Below are 14,464 nucleotides of genomic sequence, written 5' to 3'. Positions count from 1 at the left end.
CGCGGTAACTACAACTTCGGTGTCAAACCACTTTTAAATCACGCGCTTGACTTAGGTCGGGCGCAGCGATTGACTGCGTACGCGCACCGGATCGGCGTGCGGACGAGAGGGATTGGGCCGTCATGGGCAACGAATTGGCAGGCAAGATCGCGGTCGTCACCGGCGGCGCGTCGGGGCTCGGCGCCGGCATCGTCGAGCGCTTCCTGGCGGAAGGCGCGACCGTCGTGTTCGGGGACATCGACGCCGAACAGGGTGCGGCGCTGGCCGACCGGCACGGCGAGAAGGCGTTGTTTCTGCCGACCGACGTCGCCGACACCGGGCAGCTCACCCGCCTGATCGACACCGCGGCGGAGAAGTTCGGCGGGCTCGACGTGATGGTGAACAACGCCGGGGTTTCGGGGAAGATGCACCGGAGTTTCCTGCACGACGACCTCGACGACTTCGAGCGCATCATGGCCGTCAACGTCAAGGCCGTGATGGCCGGGACGCGCGATGCGGCCAAGCACATGAAGGACAGCGGCGGCGGGTCGATCATCAACCTGACCTCCATCGGCGGGATCCAGGCCGGCGGCGGCGTGATGACCTATCGTGCATCGAAAGCCGCGGTCATCCACTTCACCAAGTGTGCGGCGATCGAACTGGCCAACTACGAGATCCGGGTGAACTGCCTTGCGCCCGGCCATATTAGGACGGCCATCGTGTCGAAGTCCGCGCACGGCATGGACGCCGAGCAGGTCGCCAAGTTCGAGGCGGGGATCCGGGCGACCATGCGGGCCGACCGACCCCTGGAACGGGAGGGGACCGCCGAGGATGTGGCCGAAGCGATCCTCTACTTCGCCGGAGACCGTTCTCCGTACGTCACCGGGACGGTTCTGCCGGTCGACGGCGGGACGGCGGCGGGCAAGCCGGTGCCGAAAAAGAAAAAGCCCGAGATTTCTTAAATCAATCGCTTGACTTAATCACGATCACGGCGTTGACTGGCCTGCGATGACCACCGCGACCACCCCTTCTCGGAACACCCGCACCGATCGGGCGAGCCTGACCCGCGAGGCGATCCTCACCGCCGCCGAGCGGCTGTTCGCCGAACACGGTGTCTTCGCGGTGTCGAACCGCCAGGTCAGTGAGGCCGCCGGGCAGGGCAACAACGCAGCCGTCGGCTACCACTTCGGCACCAAGACGGACTTGGTCCGCGCGATCGAACACAAGCACGCCGTACCGGTGGAGAAGCTGCGCGAAGAGCGGGTCGCAGCGATGGCAGGCAAGGACGCCGGACTGCGCGACTGGGTGGAATGCCTGGTGCTGCCGCTGACCGATCATCTGACGGCGCTGGGCAACCCCACCTGGTATGCGCGGTTCGCCGCGCAGGTGATGGCCGACCCGGCCTACCAGCAGACGGTCACCCGTGATGCGCTGACGCTGCCCGCCCTGATCGTCGTGTTGGAGGGCATCAATCGCTGCTTGCCCGACCTGCCCGGCCACGTGCGCGTGGAACGCAACATCATGGGGCGCAACCTGTTGATCCACACCTGCGCCGAATACGAGCGGGCCCTCGCCGAGGGCACGCCCTTGCCCCTAACCAATTGGCGCACAGCCGCTTCCGGACTTGTCGACGCGCTCGTCGGGCTCTGGCTGGCCCCAGTGACACGATAAGGCTAGAACCACCATGAAGGTCACCGTCGACCAGGACAAGTGCGTCTCCTCAGGCCAATGCGTGCTCAACGCGGCCGAGGTCTTCGATCAGCGTGACGAGGACGGCGTGGTCGTGCTGCTCGAAACCAACCCGCCGGCCGATCAGGAAGACAACGCGCGCCGGGCCGCCGCGGCCTGCCCCGCGCAAGCCATCTACGTCGAGGAGTGAGGCATGTCGGACACGTTGACAACTGAGCCGACCGAGGCGGCGACCGCCCCGGAGTATCCGATGGAGCGGACTGGCCGGTGCCCGTTCGCGCCGCCGGAACAGGTGATGGAGTTGGCCGCGACCGCACCGCTGAGCCGGGTTCGGATCTGGGACGGCAGCACCCCGTGGCTGATCACCGGCTACGAGGAGGCGCGGGCGCTGTTCGCCGACTCCCGGGTCAGTGTCGACGACCGCAGGTCCGGCTTCCCGCACTGGAACGAGCACATGCTCTCCACCGTCAACAAGCGCCCCCGGTCGGTGTTCACCGCCGACGCCGAGGAGCACACCTTCTATCGCCGCATGCTGTCCAAGCCGTTCACCTTCAAACGGGTGGAGGGTCTGCGCCCGGCGATCCAGAAGATCACCGATGACGCCATCGACAAGATCCTGGCCGGGCCGAAGCCCGCCGAGCTGGTCACCGCGCTCGCGCTGCCCGTGCCGACCGAGGTGATCTGCGAAATGCTCGGCGTGCCATACGAAGACCACGGTTTCTTCCAGGAACATGCCAACGTCGGGCTGGCTCGTTATGCCAAGCCCGAGGACAGCATGAAGGGCGCGATGAGCCTGGCGAAGTACCTGTCCAACCTCGTCGAGACCAAAATGGAGAACCCGGCCGAGGACGCGGTCTCCGATATCGCCGAGCGGGTCAAGGCCGGTGAGATCAGCGTCAAGGAAGCCGCGCAGCTCGCCAGCGGCCTGCTCATCGCGGGTCATGAGACCACCGCCAACATGATCGGCATCGGGATCCTGGCGCTGCTCGAGAACCCCGAACAGCTTGCGGTAGTGCGGGATACCGACGATTCGAAGGTCGTCGCGAACGCGGTCGAGGAACTGCTGCGGTACCTGTCGATCATTCAGAACGGGCAGCGGCGCGTCGCGACCGAGGACATCGAGATCGCCGGCGTCACCATCCGCGGGGGAGAGGGCATCATCATCGACCTGTCCCCGGCAGACTGGGATGCCAAGGCATTCCCCAACCCGGAACAGCTGCAGGTGCGGCGGGAGAACGCTCGCGACCACCTCGCCTTCGGCTACGGCCGCCACCAATGCGTCGGGCAACAGTTGGCCCGCGCCGAACTGCAGATCGTGTTCAGCACGCTCTTGCGACGTATCCCGACTCTCACGCTGGCCAAGCCGCTCGACGAGATTCCGTTCAAGAACGACAAATTGGCCTACGGCGTTTACGAACTGCCCGTTACTTGGTGAACGCTCTACCCCGACAGCCTGATTGGAGCTCACATGACAACCGCAACGCTGTACCCCGCCGGCGGCCTGGGTGCACCCAAGGACCGGCAGGGTCACGCCAAAGGTGACACCGGCCTGCCGGCCGGCACCGAGGTGTTCTCCGCCGACAACCACATCTCGCTGTCCGAGGACATCTTCTTCGACAAGTTCCCGGAGGAACTGAAGGAGAAGGCGCCGCGCATCTGGTACGAGGACGGCGCCTACATGGTTGGCCGGGCCAAGGGAAAGACGTTCCTGCCCTTGGACTTCAGCCGGGTGCTCATGCAGTACGACGATCTCGCCGGCGCGGCCACCACCAACATCGATGCCCGCATCCAGGAACTGCATGAGGACGGCGTCGACAAAGAACTCGCGTTCCCCAACGCCGTACTGGCGCTGTTCCACTATCCCGACCTGGAGCTGCGCGAGCGGATCTTCCGGATCTACAACGAGCACATCGCCGAGGTGCAGGCCCGTAGCAACGGCCACTTCTACGGCGTCGGGCTGATCAACTGGTGGAATCCCGATGGTGCGCGCCGCACGCTGGCCGAGGTGAAGTCCCTGGGACTCAAGACATTCCTGATGCCGCTGAACCCGGGCAAGGGTGAGGACGGCGAGATCATCGATTACGGCAGCACCGCGATGAGCCCGATCTGGGACGAGATCGAAGCCGCCGGCCTGCCGGTCACCCACCACATCGGCGAGACACCGCCCAAGACTCCGTGTGAAGTCAACAGCGTGGTCGTCGGCATGATGATCAATGTCGACGGCTTCCGGGAGACGTTCTCCAAGTACCTGTTCTCCGGCATCCTGGACCGTCACCCGGGGCTGAAAGTCGGCTGGTTCGAAGGCGGCATCGCCTGGGTCGCCACCGCGTTGCAGGATGCCGAGCACCTGCTGGCCTCCTACCAGCACATGTTCAACCGCAAGGTGGAGCACGACATCCGCTACTACTGGGACAACCACATGAGCGCATCGTTCATGGTCGACCCGTTGGGGCTCAAGCTGCTCGACGAGATCGGGGTGGACAACGTCATGTGGTCCTCGGACTACCCGCACAACGAGAGCACGTTCGGCTACTCCGAGAAGTCGCTTCGGCAGGTGGTCGACACCGTCGGCCAGGAGAACGCGGTCAAGATCTGCAGCAGCAACATCAAGAAATTCCTGGGTGTGCAGTGACCACATCCACCCATTCCGGCGTCACTCAGATCGCCCGGACCGGGTACACGTGGCTGGACATCCCGCAGGAGCCCGACTTCGCTCGGATGCGCAGCGAAGTCAGCGCTCGCCTGCATGCCGCAATGGCCGATCAGGGCGTGGACGCACTGGTGCTCTTGGGCAACAGCAATGTCATGTACGCCACCGGTATCAGCTGGCCGCTGGCCGACGCCGGGTTGTCGCATGTCGAGCGGCCGGTGGCGGTGATCCTGACCGACGACGAGCACCCGCACCTGTTCCTGCCGTTCCGCGAGGGTGCGGCCATGGAATCCGGCCTGCCCGACGACCATCTGCACGGGCCCGTCTACCTCGAATTCGATGAGGGTGTTACGGAATTCGCGAAGATCCTGGCCGGACAAGTCCCATCGGGTGCGACGGTGGCGACCGATGAGCTGACCGGTGCGATGCGACGAGCCGGCAGTGCGCTGTTCCCCAGCGCGCCGGTGGACGCCGCGTCGACGATCGGTGCGGCGAAACTGGTCAAGACCATCGACCAGATCGCCTGCATCCGGCGAGCCTGCCAGATCACCGAACTGGCCATCGCCGAGATCCAGAAGTCGCTGGCGCCCGGTGCTCGTCAGATCGACCTGTCTGCTGAATTCGTGCGCCGCACTTTCGAACTCGGTGCGACCACGAACATGTTCGACTCGATTTGGCAGGTCATGCCCACCTCGAAGGCCGAGGGAACGTGGACCACTACCGGCGACCTCGCCCTGCCCCTGCTGACGACCGAGCGCGAGTTGGCGCAAGGCGACGTGTTGTGGACTGACGTATCCATCTCCTACCACGGCTACTGCTCGGACCACGGACGCACCTGGATCGTCGGGCAGGAACCGACACAGCTGCAACAGCACCAGTTCGAAAGATGGAGCCGGATCGTCGACGGGGTGCTCTCGGTGACCAAGGCCGGCGCCACCTGTGGTGACCTCGGACGCGCGGCGATCGCCGCGGCCGGCGGGGAGAAGCCATGGCTGCCGCACTTCTACCTGGGTCATGGGATCGGAACGAGTGCGGCCGAAATGCCGATGATCGGAACGGATCTCGGCCAGGAATGGGACGACAACTTCGTCTTTCCGCCCGGAATGCTTCTGGTGTTCGAGCCGGTGGTGTGGCAAGACGGCACCGGCGGCTATCGCGGCGAGGAGATCGTCGTGGTCACCGATGGTGGCTGGATGCCACTGACTGCCTATCCATACGATCCGTACGAGGTGCCCAATGGGAACTGAGATCGAGGCCGATGCCCGGGCTCTGCGGCTCAGCCGTCGCGAGCGCGCCTTGGCGCAGATGGAGGCCCACGACCTCGACGTACTGGTGCTCGGCAGGCAGGCCAATGTTCGCTACATCTCCGGTGCCCCTCAGCTGTGGGTGGTGGGCACCCGCCCGTTCGGGCCGATCTGCGAATTCGTGCGCGCCACCGGTGAGATCCATCTCAACAGCACGTGGGATGAGGGCATACCTGAGGAGATACCGCACGAGAATCTGTATGGGTTCGCCTGGAACCCGATGACGTTGGTCGACATACTGAAGAACATCAAGGGCGCCGATACCGCGCGCCGAGTCGGAACTGATGCCCTGACACCAACTTTCGCGAAACTGTTGCCGATGGCGTTTCCGAACGCGGAATTGGTGGACGCCGAGCAGGCCATGCAGGCTGCCCGCCGGATCAAGACTCCGCAGGAAGTGCAGGCGTTACGGCACGCGCTGGCAATCGCCGAGAAGGGTCTGGCCGCGGGTGTGGCAGCGCTCGCTCCAGGAACCACCGTGAAGTTCCTCACCGCTGCGGTGTTGGAGGCCGAAGCCGCCGGTGGGGTGAGCACGCCGGCAACCCAGGATGCCGCCTGGGTGACCTCCAAAGAGCATCCGTGGCGCCGTGCCGAGGGCGGTGATGTGGTCCACGAGGGTGACCTGGTGGTGCTGTCGGCCGGGGTGCTGGCCGACGGATACGTCGCCGAAGTGACCCGCACGCTCCCGGTGGGCGAACCAACTGATGCCGTGCACGAGCTCTACCGGCGTCGAGATGCCCTGTGGGACAGACTGATCGATGCGTGCCGACCGGGGCGGGCTACGAGCGCGTTGCTCGATGCCTACGCCGACGCCGGCGAGCAGTTGCCGGTCATGCCGGTAGCGCACGGCCTCGGCCTGGGCTTCGACCCGCCGGTCGTCTCGCCGCAGCTGCGGGCGACTGCCGACGCTGAACTGCTGGAGGCGGGAATGGTGCTCGCCGTCACCGCCCACGTCTGGGAGAAGTCGGTCGGATCGGTGATCACCCGCGACGCCGTGTTGATCACCGCCGACGGGTGCGAGGTACTGACGACTAGCCGGGCGTGGAGCGCCGAGGCGAGCGTCGGCACGGGCAATGCCTGAGGCGCGGCGCCCGTCGGCCGAGGAGATCATCCGCTACGAGAAGGACCCGAAGACCAAGATCGCAACGATCACCTTCACCCGGCCGGACTACCTCAACGCCCCGACCGCCGCTGCGCGCCTGCGCTATTCCGATCTGCTCTATCAGGCCGGTGTAGACGATCAGGTGAAAGTCGTCGTCATCCGCGGCGCGGGTGAGGATCTCGGCAGCGGTGCCGACCTGCCCGAGTTCATGGAACTGCAGAACGCCGAGGATGAAGGGCCGCGGCTCGCGGAGTTCCGGATCCCGCCCGGCGCGGTGAAATACCCGCCCCGCGGGACTTATCGGCGCGGTGCCTCGGTCGGCGCCTGGTATGCCAGCCCGCAGTCGGGAATCCGCACCCTGCAGGACTTCAAGAAGATCTCGATCCTCGAGGTCAAGGGGTATTGCTACGGCTGGCACTTCTACCAGGCCGCCGACGCCGACCTGGTGATCTCCTCCGACGACGCGCTGTTCGGCCATCCGTCGTTTCGGTACTACGGCTGGGGACCGCGGATGTGGTGGTGGACCCAGACGATGGGCATCCGCAAGTTCCAGGAGATGGTCTACACCGGCCGGCCGTTCACCGCCGCCGAGATGTATGACTGCAACTTCCTCAACAGCGTGGTACCGCGCGAGGACCTCGAAGCCGAAGTCGACCGGTATGCGCTGGCGTGCGCGCGAAACCGGCCGACGGACACGATCTTTCAGCAGAAGATGTTCTTCGAGGTGTTCAAGCAGTTCCAGGGCGAGTACCTCGGCAGCCTGCTCGGCAGCACCTTCGAGTCCCTCGGCGGTGCGTCCGCCCGCGACGAGGACGAGTTCGACATGCACGAGGGTCTCGACACCGGGCTCGCCGGAGCGGTGAAGGACAACGACAGCAAGTTCCCGCCGGAGTGGCGGCTGTCGAAGTCCGGCCGCGCAAAGGCCACGAAGACGGCGAAGGGTAAGGCCGAGAAGGCCGACGCCAAGAAGACGAAAAAGAAGAAGTAGCGATGGCCGACGCACCACTGAACGGTTTCGTCGTGGTTGACCTGTCGACCGGCATTCCCGGTGCCTACTGCACCAAGCTGCTGTCCGACGGGGGAGCCGACGTCATCAAGGTCGAAGCGCCCGAGGGTGATCCGCTCCGACGCTGGTCGGCCTCTGGTGCGCAGATCGGACCCGACGAAGACGGCGCACTGTTCAGCTTCCTCGCCGGTGGAAAACAGAGCGTGGTCGCCGACCCGCAGACCGACCGCACGTTCGTGGATGACCTGCTTGCCTCGGCCGACGCCGTGGTCTGGTCGCCCGGTTCACCCCTGGCCGACCACTTGGCACCGGTCGCGATGTGCGATGCGCACCCGCACCTGATCGTCGCCGCCATCACCCCGTTCGGCCTCGACGGCCCCTGGAGTGATCGGGCTGCAACGGAATTCACGCTGCAGGCCTGGTCGGGGGGCATCGTCGGACTGGGCCGTGGTGCACCAGACCGGGCGCCGGTCTACGTTGGCGGCCGGGTCGGCGACTACCTGTCGGGCTCGTATGCCAGTGCGGCGATCCTGGCGTCGCGCATGCGGGTGCTGGCCGGTGGCGGTGGTGAACTCATCGACCTGTCCATGCTGGAGAGCCACGTCATGGGCTTGACGTACTACCCGGTGACGTATTTCGACATGCTCGGAAAGCCGTGGCGCGACTCGCGCAAGCTGACCGTGCCCGGTATCGCCCGGGTCAAGGACGGTTTGGTGGACGTCGGATGTGGCACCGCCCAGCAGTGGTTCGACCTGTGCGCGATGACCGGCCACGAGGACTGGATCGACGAGGACGCTCCGCTGACGATCACCGAGCAGGCCAACGAGAAGTCCGCCGAACTCTACGCATGGATGGCGGAGCGCACCGGCGACGAGGTCCGCGATCTCGCCACGGCCTTCCGCATCCCCAACGCCCCGGTCGCCACCCCTGACACCATCGAGTCGCTGGAACACTTCGCCGCCCGCGGGTCGTTCGTCGATCACCCGGCCGGCTTCCGCCAGCCGGCGCACCCTTACCGGATCACCGGCGTCGGGCTGCGGCCGCCGTCGCGGGCGCCGCGGCTCGGCGAGCACACGGATCAGCACCGGCAGGCGTCGCGCACGCCACGCAAGGCCGGTACGGCAGCAGAGCGTCTGCCGCTGAAGGGAATTCGGGTCGTCGACCTGACGACCTTCTGGGCCGGTCCGTCTGCCACCCACCTGATGGCCCTGCTGGGTGCCGAGGTGATTCATGTCGAGTCCGCTCGTCGCCCCGACGGCACCAGGATGATCGCCGGCGTGCCGGTGACCGAAGACCAGTGGTGGGAAAAGCAGCCGATCTTCGCCGCGTTGAACACCAGCAAGAAGGACATCACCCTGGACCTGCGCACGGAACGCGGCCGGGAGCTACTGCACCGATTGATCGCCACTGCCGACGTGGTCGCCGAGAACTACACCCCACGGGTGCTCGACCAGCTCGGCCTGGATTATGCTGCGGTGCAACGAATCAAACCCGATGTGGTGATGTGCCGGATGCCAGGCTTCGGGCTCGACGGGCCGTGGCGGGACAACCCGGCCTTCGCCTATGTGATCGAGGCGGCGGCCGGCATCAGCTGGCTCACCGGCTACCCCGACCGAAACCCGTACGAGCCGTACTCCCTTGGTGATCCGAACGCCGGGCTGCATGCGCTCACCGCGGTGCTGCTCGCCCTCGAGCACCGCAGGCGCACCGGCGAGGGCGCGCTGATCGAGGCTGCGATGGTGGACGCGGCCCTGAACATCGCCGCCGAGCAGATCGTCGAATACAGCGCGTACGGCGCGGTCTTGCAGCGGGCCGGCAACCGCGGCCCGACCGCTTCACCGCAGAACCTGTACCGCAGCAACGAGATCGATGAGTTCGGCCGCGACGACTCGTGGGTGGCGATCGCGGTCGAGACCGACGAGCAGTGGCAGGCACTGCGCGGCGCATTCGGTGATCCGGACTGGGCGGCCGACCCCGAACTCGCCACCGCCGCCGGTCGGCGGGCACGTGCGGATTTCATCGACGAGTTCATCGGCGCCTGGTGTCGCGAGCGCAGCGGCGACGAGATCGTCGACGCGCTCTGGGCGGCCGGCGTCCCGGTCGCCAAGGTCATGCAACCGCACCGTCAGACCGAGCTCGAACAGCTCACCGCCCGGGGGTTCTTCGAAGTGCTGGACCACCCGGTGAACGCGCCGGCCCGATTCACCACGATGCCGTTCCGGCTCTCGCGCGGACCGCGGCCGGTGCACGCCGCGCCGGCGCCGCTGCTCGGCCAGCACAACCACGAACTACTGGCTGAACTCGGACTGTCCGCAGAGGAGGTCGAGGCCCTCGAAGCCGAGGGGGTCATCGGGTCTGGGTATTGCAGTTAGTCCATAATGAGAATATCGTTCTCACGAGCTAACAGGAGGATTCAATGGGGCAATTGTCGCACCGGGTAGACGTCCCGTTTCCGATCTTTGACGCGGACAACCATCTCTACGAGCCGCCGGAAGCGCTGACCAAGTTCCTGCCCAAGGAATACAAGGATTACGTCCAGTACGTGCAGGTCAACGGCCGTACGAAGATCGCGCTGCGCGGTCAGATCAGCAACTACATCCCCAACCCGACGTTCGAGGTCGTGGCCCGTCCGGGTGCGTGGGAGGAGTACTTCAAATACGGCAACCCGGAGGGCAAGACCAAGCGCGAGCTGTTCGGTGAGCCGATGCGCGCGATCCCGGCGTTCTTCGAGCCCGCCCCGCGTCTCGAGGTGATGAACGAGCTCGGTCTGGACAAGACGCTGATGTTCCCGACGCTGGCGAGCCTGCTCGAAGAGCGGCTCTCCGATGACCCGGTGGCCATCCACGTGCTGGTGCATGCGCTCAACGAATGGCTCGACGACGTCTGGGGCTTCAACTACCAGAACCGCATCTTCACCACCCCGGTGATCACGCTCCCGATCGTGGAGAAGGCGATCGAGGAGTTGGAGTGGGTGGTCAAGCGCGGCGCCCGCTGCATCCTGGTGCGTCCGGCGCCGGTGCCCGGTTTCCGCGGTCCGCGTTCGTTCGCGCTGCCGGAGTTCGACCCGTTCTGGGAGCGGGTCGTGGAGTGCGACCTGTTGGTCGGCATGCACTCCAGCGACAGCGGCTATTCGCGGTACACCTCGGAGTGGGATGGTGCGGCCGCGGAGATGCTGCCGTTCCAGACCAACGCGATGGGCATCCTCAACGAGTGGCGCCCGATTCAGGACTCGGTGGCCTCCTGGGTGATTCACGGTGCGCTGTACCGCCATCCGAAGCTCAAGGTCGCGATCGTCGAGGCGGGTTCGAAGTGGATGACCCCGCTGCTGGACGGTTTGGCCGAGGTCTTCCGTAAGGCCCCTGAGGCCTTCCCCAGCGATCCGGTGGAGATGGTCAAAAGCCGCATCCACGTCAGCCCGTTCTTCGAGGACGGCATCGACGATTTGGTCAACCTCGTCGGGGTGGATCAGGTGCTCTACGGCTCGGACTGGCCGCACCCCGAAGGACTGGCGGAGCCCACCTACTACATCGAGGCGCTCGGCCACCTGAAGGCTGAGGACCAGGCGAAGATCATGGGCGGCAACCTGTCTCGCCTCGTCACGGTGTGACGCAACGCAGAGACTGGCAGACCATCCCCGAGATGGTCTTGAGCGCGGCGGACCGATTCGGCGACTCTGAAGCAGTCGTCGACGGTCCGCTGCGTCTCACTTTCACCGAGGTCGTTTACCGGGTGCGCTGTGCGGCAGGAGCATTCGCGGAGCTGGGAGTCGAAAAGGGCGACCGGGTCGCGATCTGGGCGCCCAACTCCGCCGAGTGGATCATCGCCGCGTTCGGATTGCTCACCGCGGGTGGCGTGCTGGTACCGGTCAACACGCGATTCAAGACCGACGAAGCCGGCGACGTGATCGCCCGCAGCGGCGCGAAAGCCGTCCTGGTGCAGAAGGGATTTTTGGACCAGGACTACTCCGCGCCCGCGGGGACTCCCGTCATCGACCTGAAGTCCGACTTCCTCACCAGCGGTTCACCGTTCGAGCGACCCGTCGCCGGGACCGACACCTCGGACATCATCTTCACGTCGGGCACCACCGGTCGCCCGAAGGGCGCGATGATGCATCATCTCCAAACGTTGCGCATGTACGAGGAGTGGGCGACGCTCGCGGACCTGCGCCGAGGCGACCGCTACCTGCAGATCAACCCGTACTTCCACACGTTCGGCCTCAAAGCGGGTCTCATCACCTCCTTCCTGCGCGGTGCGACGATGCTGCCGGTTGCCGTCTTCGACGTCGACACAGTGGTGGATCTCATTGAGCAGGAACGCATCACGATGCTTCCGGGCCCGCCTACGCTCTATCACTCGTTGCTGACCGTGCCGGACAAGGCCAAGCTGTCGACGCTGCGGGCCGGGGTGACCGGTGCCGCCGACATTCCCGTCGATCTGGTCCGTCGCATCCACGACGAGCTGCCGTTCCAAACCCTGATGACCGGCTACGGGCTCACCGAGGCCGGCAATGTCACACTCTCCCTGCCGGGGGATTCCTTCGAAGACGTTGCCACCACCGCCGGCGTGCCGTGCGCCGGCGTCGAGGTCCGCATCGCCGACGACAGCGAGGTGCTGGTACGCGGCTACGGCGTCATGAAGGGTTATCTCGACGACCCGGCGGCTACTGCGCAGGCGATCGACGCCGACGGCTGGTTGCACACCGGTGACCTGGGCAGCTTCACCGAGACGGGCCGCTTGAAGATCGTCGGGCGCAAGAAGGACATGTTCATCGTCGGCGGATTCAACGCCTACCCGGCCGAGATCGAGGGGTTCCTGATGGAACACCCCGCGGTCGCGCAGGCCGCGGTGATCGGAGTGCCCGACGAGCGGCTCGGTCAGGTGGGCAAGGCGTTCGTGGTGCTCAAGGGCGGCAGCGAACTGTCAGCCGACGACCTGATCAGCTGGAGCAAGGACCGGATGGCCGGATTCAAGGTGCCCCGGCTGGTCGTCTTCGTCGACGCCCTGCCGCTCAATGCGACGGGCAAGGTGATGAAGGACCAGTTGCGCTGAAGTCGGTGGAAATATCATTTCCGCACCAAGATCGCGGATTCCGGAGCCTTCTTACGATGGTGCGGCCAGGCTACTTATCGCCTGGTGATAATCTCATTCTCACCGGATGTCGCGCATTGGCCGTGGATGTGACGGACGACTCAGCGCCCGCCCGTACGCTGGCGGGGTGTTTGGACCCAGAGAGGAGTTCGACGTGCGACGCATATTCGTTCACACGCGCCGCGCGCCGAGCTCGAACGACATGTGTGAGTGCCATGGCGGCTGATGTAGATGCAGAGATGCTGGCCGAGCTGGCCGAGGCCGAGGCGACCGAGGCCGAGGCCCGCGCGGAGGCCGCGCGCGCCAAGGCGACAGCGGCCCGCCTGCGGGGCGGTGAACCCGAATCCGAAACCGAATCCGATGCCGAGGGCGACGAGCTCACCGACGATGACGAGGACATCGAACTCGAACCGCGTGGGTGGTGGGCGCGGATCGGTGCCGTCACGGTGGCGGTGGCCGCGACCGTGATCGTGGCCATCGCAGCGCTGGTGGTCACCGGCCTGATGGTCGTTGCGCACCAGAAGGTCACCGCGCAACAGCAGCACCGGGCCGAGCTCGTCGCCGCGGCGCGCCAGGGCGTGATAGCGCTGCTGTCGATCGACTACAACCGGGCGAAGGCCGACGTCCAGCACGTCATCGACCTGTCCACGGGAACGTTCAAGGACGATTTCACCAGAGGTGCAGACGATTTCGTCAAGACCGCTGAGCAGTCCAAGGCGGTCACCGTCGGCACGGTCAAGTCCGCAGCGTTGGAGAAGGAGAACGGCGACACCGGAGTGGTGTTGCTGGCGGCCTCTTCGACGGTAACCAATGCCAATGGGGCACACCAGGATCCGCGCGCGTGGCGAATGAGCGTCACGGTGGCGCGCGATGGAGCCCAGTACAAGATGTCGAATGTGGAGTTCGTGCCATGAGCAGTGACAAGACCAACGAGCCCGTCGAGGGCGACACCAAAGACACCGATGTCACCGTCGTCGACGAGGATTCCAGCGCGACGGAACTCGACACGGCCGGCACGGAAGAGGCCACCGAGAACGACGACGACACCGCGACCGAATCCGACACTCAGGCACCCGCTGCACGGGGTGGCGCCCTGGGTTGGGCCGGCAGGCACTGGGCGGCGATCGTGCTCGTCGTGTTGCTGGTCGCATCGGCCGGCGCCGCCGGCGGCGTCTACTGGTGGCTGTACCGTCCGGATCAACAAGCGCTCGGCCTCTCGCTGTTCTCGATGAACGTCAACAACCAGATCCAGGAACGGCAGAAGCAGGTCACCGACGCCGCGCGGGACGGCACGGTGGCGTTGCTGTCGTACGCTCCGGACACCCTGGACAAGGACCTGGCCAACGCCAAGTCGCACTTGACCGGCGAATTCCTCAAGTACTACAGCCAATTCACCGACCAGATCGTGGCGCCGGCTGCCAAGCAGAAGGGCGTCAAGACCGAGGCGACGGTTGCGCGGGCGGCGGTCTCGGAGCTGCACCCGAACGATGCGACGGTGCTGGTCTTCGTGAACCAGGTGACCACCAGCAAGGACCGGCCCGACCCGGCCCTGGCGACCAGCAGCGTCATGGTGAAGCTGACCAAGACCGACGGTCGTTGGCTGATCTCGGAATTCAACCCGATCTAGGCCAGGGGAGCAGAAGGGG

General features: G+C 65.7%; 13 protein-coding genes. All 13 read left to right on the top strand.

Annotated elements, in window-relative coordinates:
• The first annotated feature begins 122 nt into the window (after positions 1-122).
• The 13 genes from K0O64_RS20945 (at position 123) to K0O64_RS20885 (ending at position 14,445) form a co-directional block, all read left to right on the top strand.
• Positions 123-941: an SDR family NAD(P)-dependent oxidoreductase gene (locus tag K0O64_RS20945; protein ID WP_096312001.1), complete on the top strand. Its 819-nt coding sequence runs from the start codon at positions 123-125 to the stop codon at positions 939-941.
• A gap of 46 nt (positions 942-987) precedes the next feature.
• Positions 988-1,650 carry a TetR/AcrR family transcriptional regulator gene (locus tag K0O64_RS20940; protein ID WP_071942713.1) on the top strand — a complete coding sequence of 221 codons (663 nt, stop codon included), beginning with the start codon at positions 988-990 and terminating at the stop codon, positions 1,648-1,650.
• Positions 1,651-1,663: 13 nt separating this feature from the next.
• Complete coding sequence (locus tag K0O64_RS20935; RefSeq protein ID WP_071942715.1) at positions 1,664-1,858, top strand: ferredoxin; 195 nt, start codon at positions 1,664-1,666, stop codon at positions 1,856-1,858.
• Positions 1,859-1,861: 3 nt separating this feature from the next.
• Positions 1,862-3,103 carry a cytochrome P450 gene (locus K0O64_RS20930; RefSeq protein WP_096312000.1) on the top strand — a complete coding sequence of 414 codons (1,242 nt, stop codon included), beginning with the start codon at positions 1,862-1,864 and terminating at the stop codon, positions 3,101-3,103.
• A 33-nt stretch (positions 3,104-3,136) separates the two neighbouring features.
• Positions 3,137-4,300 carry an amidohydrolase family protein gene (locus K0O64_RS20925; protein WP_096311999.1) on the top strand — a complete coding sequence of 388 codons (1,164 nt, stop codon included), beginning with the start codon at positions 3,137-3,139 and terminating at the stop codon, positions 4,298-4,300.
• A complete protein-coding gene (locus K0O64_RS20920) occupies positions 4,297-5,565 on the top strand; it encodes a M24 family metallopeptidase (protein WP_096311998.1) in 1,269 nt (422 codons plus the stop codon). The genes K0O64_RS20925 and K0O64_RS20920 overlap by 4 nt, the downstream gene beginning before the upstream one ends.
• Positions 5,555-6,703, top strand: a complete 1,149-nt coding sequence (locus tag K0O64_RS20915) for a M24 family metallopeptidase (protein ID WP_071942723.1) — start codon at positions 5,555-5,557, stop codon at positions 6,701-6,703. Before K0O64_RS20920 ends, K0O64_RS20915 begins: the two co-directional genes overlap by 11 nt.
• Positions 6,696-7,712 carry an enoyl-CoA hydratase/isomerase family protein gene (locus K0O64_RS20910; RefSeq protein ID WP_096311997.1) on the top strand — a complete coding sequence of 339 codons (1,017 nt, stop codon included), beginning with the start codon at positions 6,696-6,698 and terminating at the stop codon, positions 7,710-7,712. The genes K0O64_RS20915 and K0O64_RS20910 overlap by 8 nt, the downstream gene beginning before the upstream one ends.
• Before the next feature lie 2 nt (positions 7,713-7,714).
• Positions 7,715-10,102, top strand: a complete 2,388-nt coding sequence (locus K0O64_RS20905; protein ID WP_096311996.1) for a CaiB/BaiF CoA transferase family protein — start codon at positions 7,715-7,717, stop codon at positions 10,100-10,102.
• Positions 10,103-10,146: 44 nt separating this feature from the next.
• A complete protein-coding gene (locus K0O64_RS20900) occupies positions 10,147-11,337 on the top strand; it encodes an amidohydrolase family protein (protein WP_096311995.1) in 1,191 nt (396 codons plus the stop codon).
• Positions 11,334-12,779 carry a FadD3 family acyl-CoA ligase gene (locus K0O64_RS20895; RefSeq protein ID WP_096311994.1) on the top strand — a complete coding sequence of 482 codons (1,446 nt, stop codon included), beginning with the start codon at positions 11,334-11,336 and terminating at the stop codon, positions 12,777-12,779. Before K0O64_RS20900 ends, K0O64_RS20895 begins: the two co-directional genes overlap by 4 nt.
• A 254-nt stretch (positions 12,780-13,033) precedes the next feature.
• Positions 13,034-13,732 (top strand): Rv1363c family protein, encoded by a 699-nt coding sequence (locus K0O64_RS20890; RefSeq protein WP_096311993.1) that lies wholly within the window; start codon positions 13,034-13,036, stop codon positions 13,730-13,732.
• Positions 13,729-14,445 (top strand): Rv1363c family protein, encoded by a 717-nt coding sequence (locus tag K0O64_RS20885; RefSeq protein ID WP_096311992.1) that lies wholly within the window; start codon positions 13,729-13,731, stop codon positions 14,443-14,445. The genes K0O64_RS20890 and K0O64_RS20885 overlap by 4 nt, the downstream gene beginning before the upstream one ends.
• The last annotated feature ends 19 nt before the right edge of the window (positions 14,446-14,464 follow it).

Origin of the sequence: Mycolicibacterium pallens (genome assembly GCF_019456675.1) — a bacterium.
Taxonomy (GTDB): Bacteria; Actinomycetota; Actinomycetes; order Mycobacteriales; family Mycobacteriaceae; genus Mycobacterium; species Mycobacterium crocinum.
Note: the sequence above shows the minus strand (reverse complement) of the source record. Positions and strands in the feature narration are given on the sequence as shown.

Coding starts and splice junctions, on each gene's coding strand:
- K0O64_RS20945 (WP_096312001.1), top strand. CDS start 123: ATGGGCAACGAATTGGCAGGCAAGATCGCGGTCGTCACCGGCGGCGCG.
- K0O64_RS20940 (WP_071942713.1), top strand. CDS start 988: ATGACCACCGCGACCACCCCTTCTCGGAACACCCGCACCGATCGGGCG.
- K0O64_RS20935 (WP_071942715.1), top strand. CDS start 1,664: ATGAAGGTCACCGTCGACCAGGACAAGTGCGTCTCCTCAGGCCAATGC.
- K0O64_RS20930 (WP_096312000.1), top strand. CDS start 1,862: ATGTCGGACACGTTGACAACTGAGCCGACCGAGGCGGCGACCGCCCCG.
- K0O64_RS20925 (WP_096311999.1), top strand. CDS start 3,137: ATGACAACCGCAACGCTGTACCCCGCCGGCGGCCTGGGTGCACCCAAG.
- K0O64_RS20915 (WP_071942723.1), top strand. CDS start 5,555: ATGGGAACTGAGATCGAGGCCGATGCCCGGGCTCTGCGGCTCAGCCGT.
- K0O64_RS20910 (WP_096311997.1), top strand. CDS start 6,696: ATGCCTGAGGCGCGGCGCCCGTCGGCCGAGGAGATCATCCGCTACGAG.
- K0O64_RS20905 (WP_096311996.1), top strand. CDS start 7,715: ATGGCCGACGCACCACTGAACGGTTTCGTCGTGGTTGACCTGTCGACC.
- K0O64_RS20900 (WP_096311995.1), top strand. CDS start 10,147: ATGGGGCAATTGTCGCACCGGGTAGACGTCCCGTTTCCGATCTTTGAC.
- K0O64_RS20890 (WP_096311993.1), top strand. CDS start 13,034: ATGGCGGCTGATGTAGATGCAGAGATGCTGGCCGAGCTGGCCGAGGCC.
- K0O64_RS20885 (WP_096311992.1), top strand. CDS start 13,729: ATGAGCAGTGACAAGACCAACGAGCCCGTCGAGGGCGACACCAAAGAC.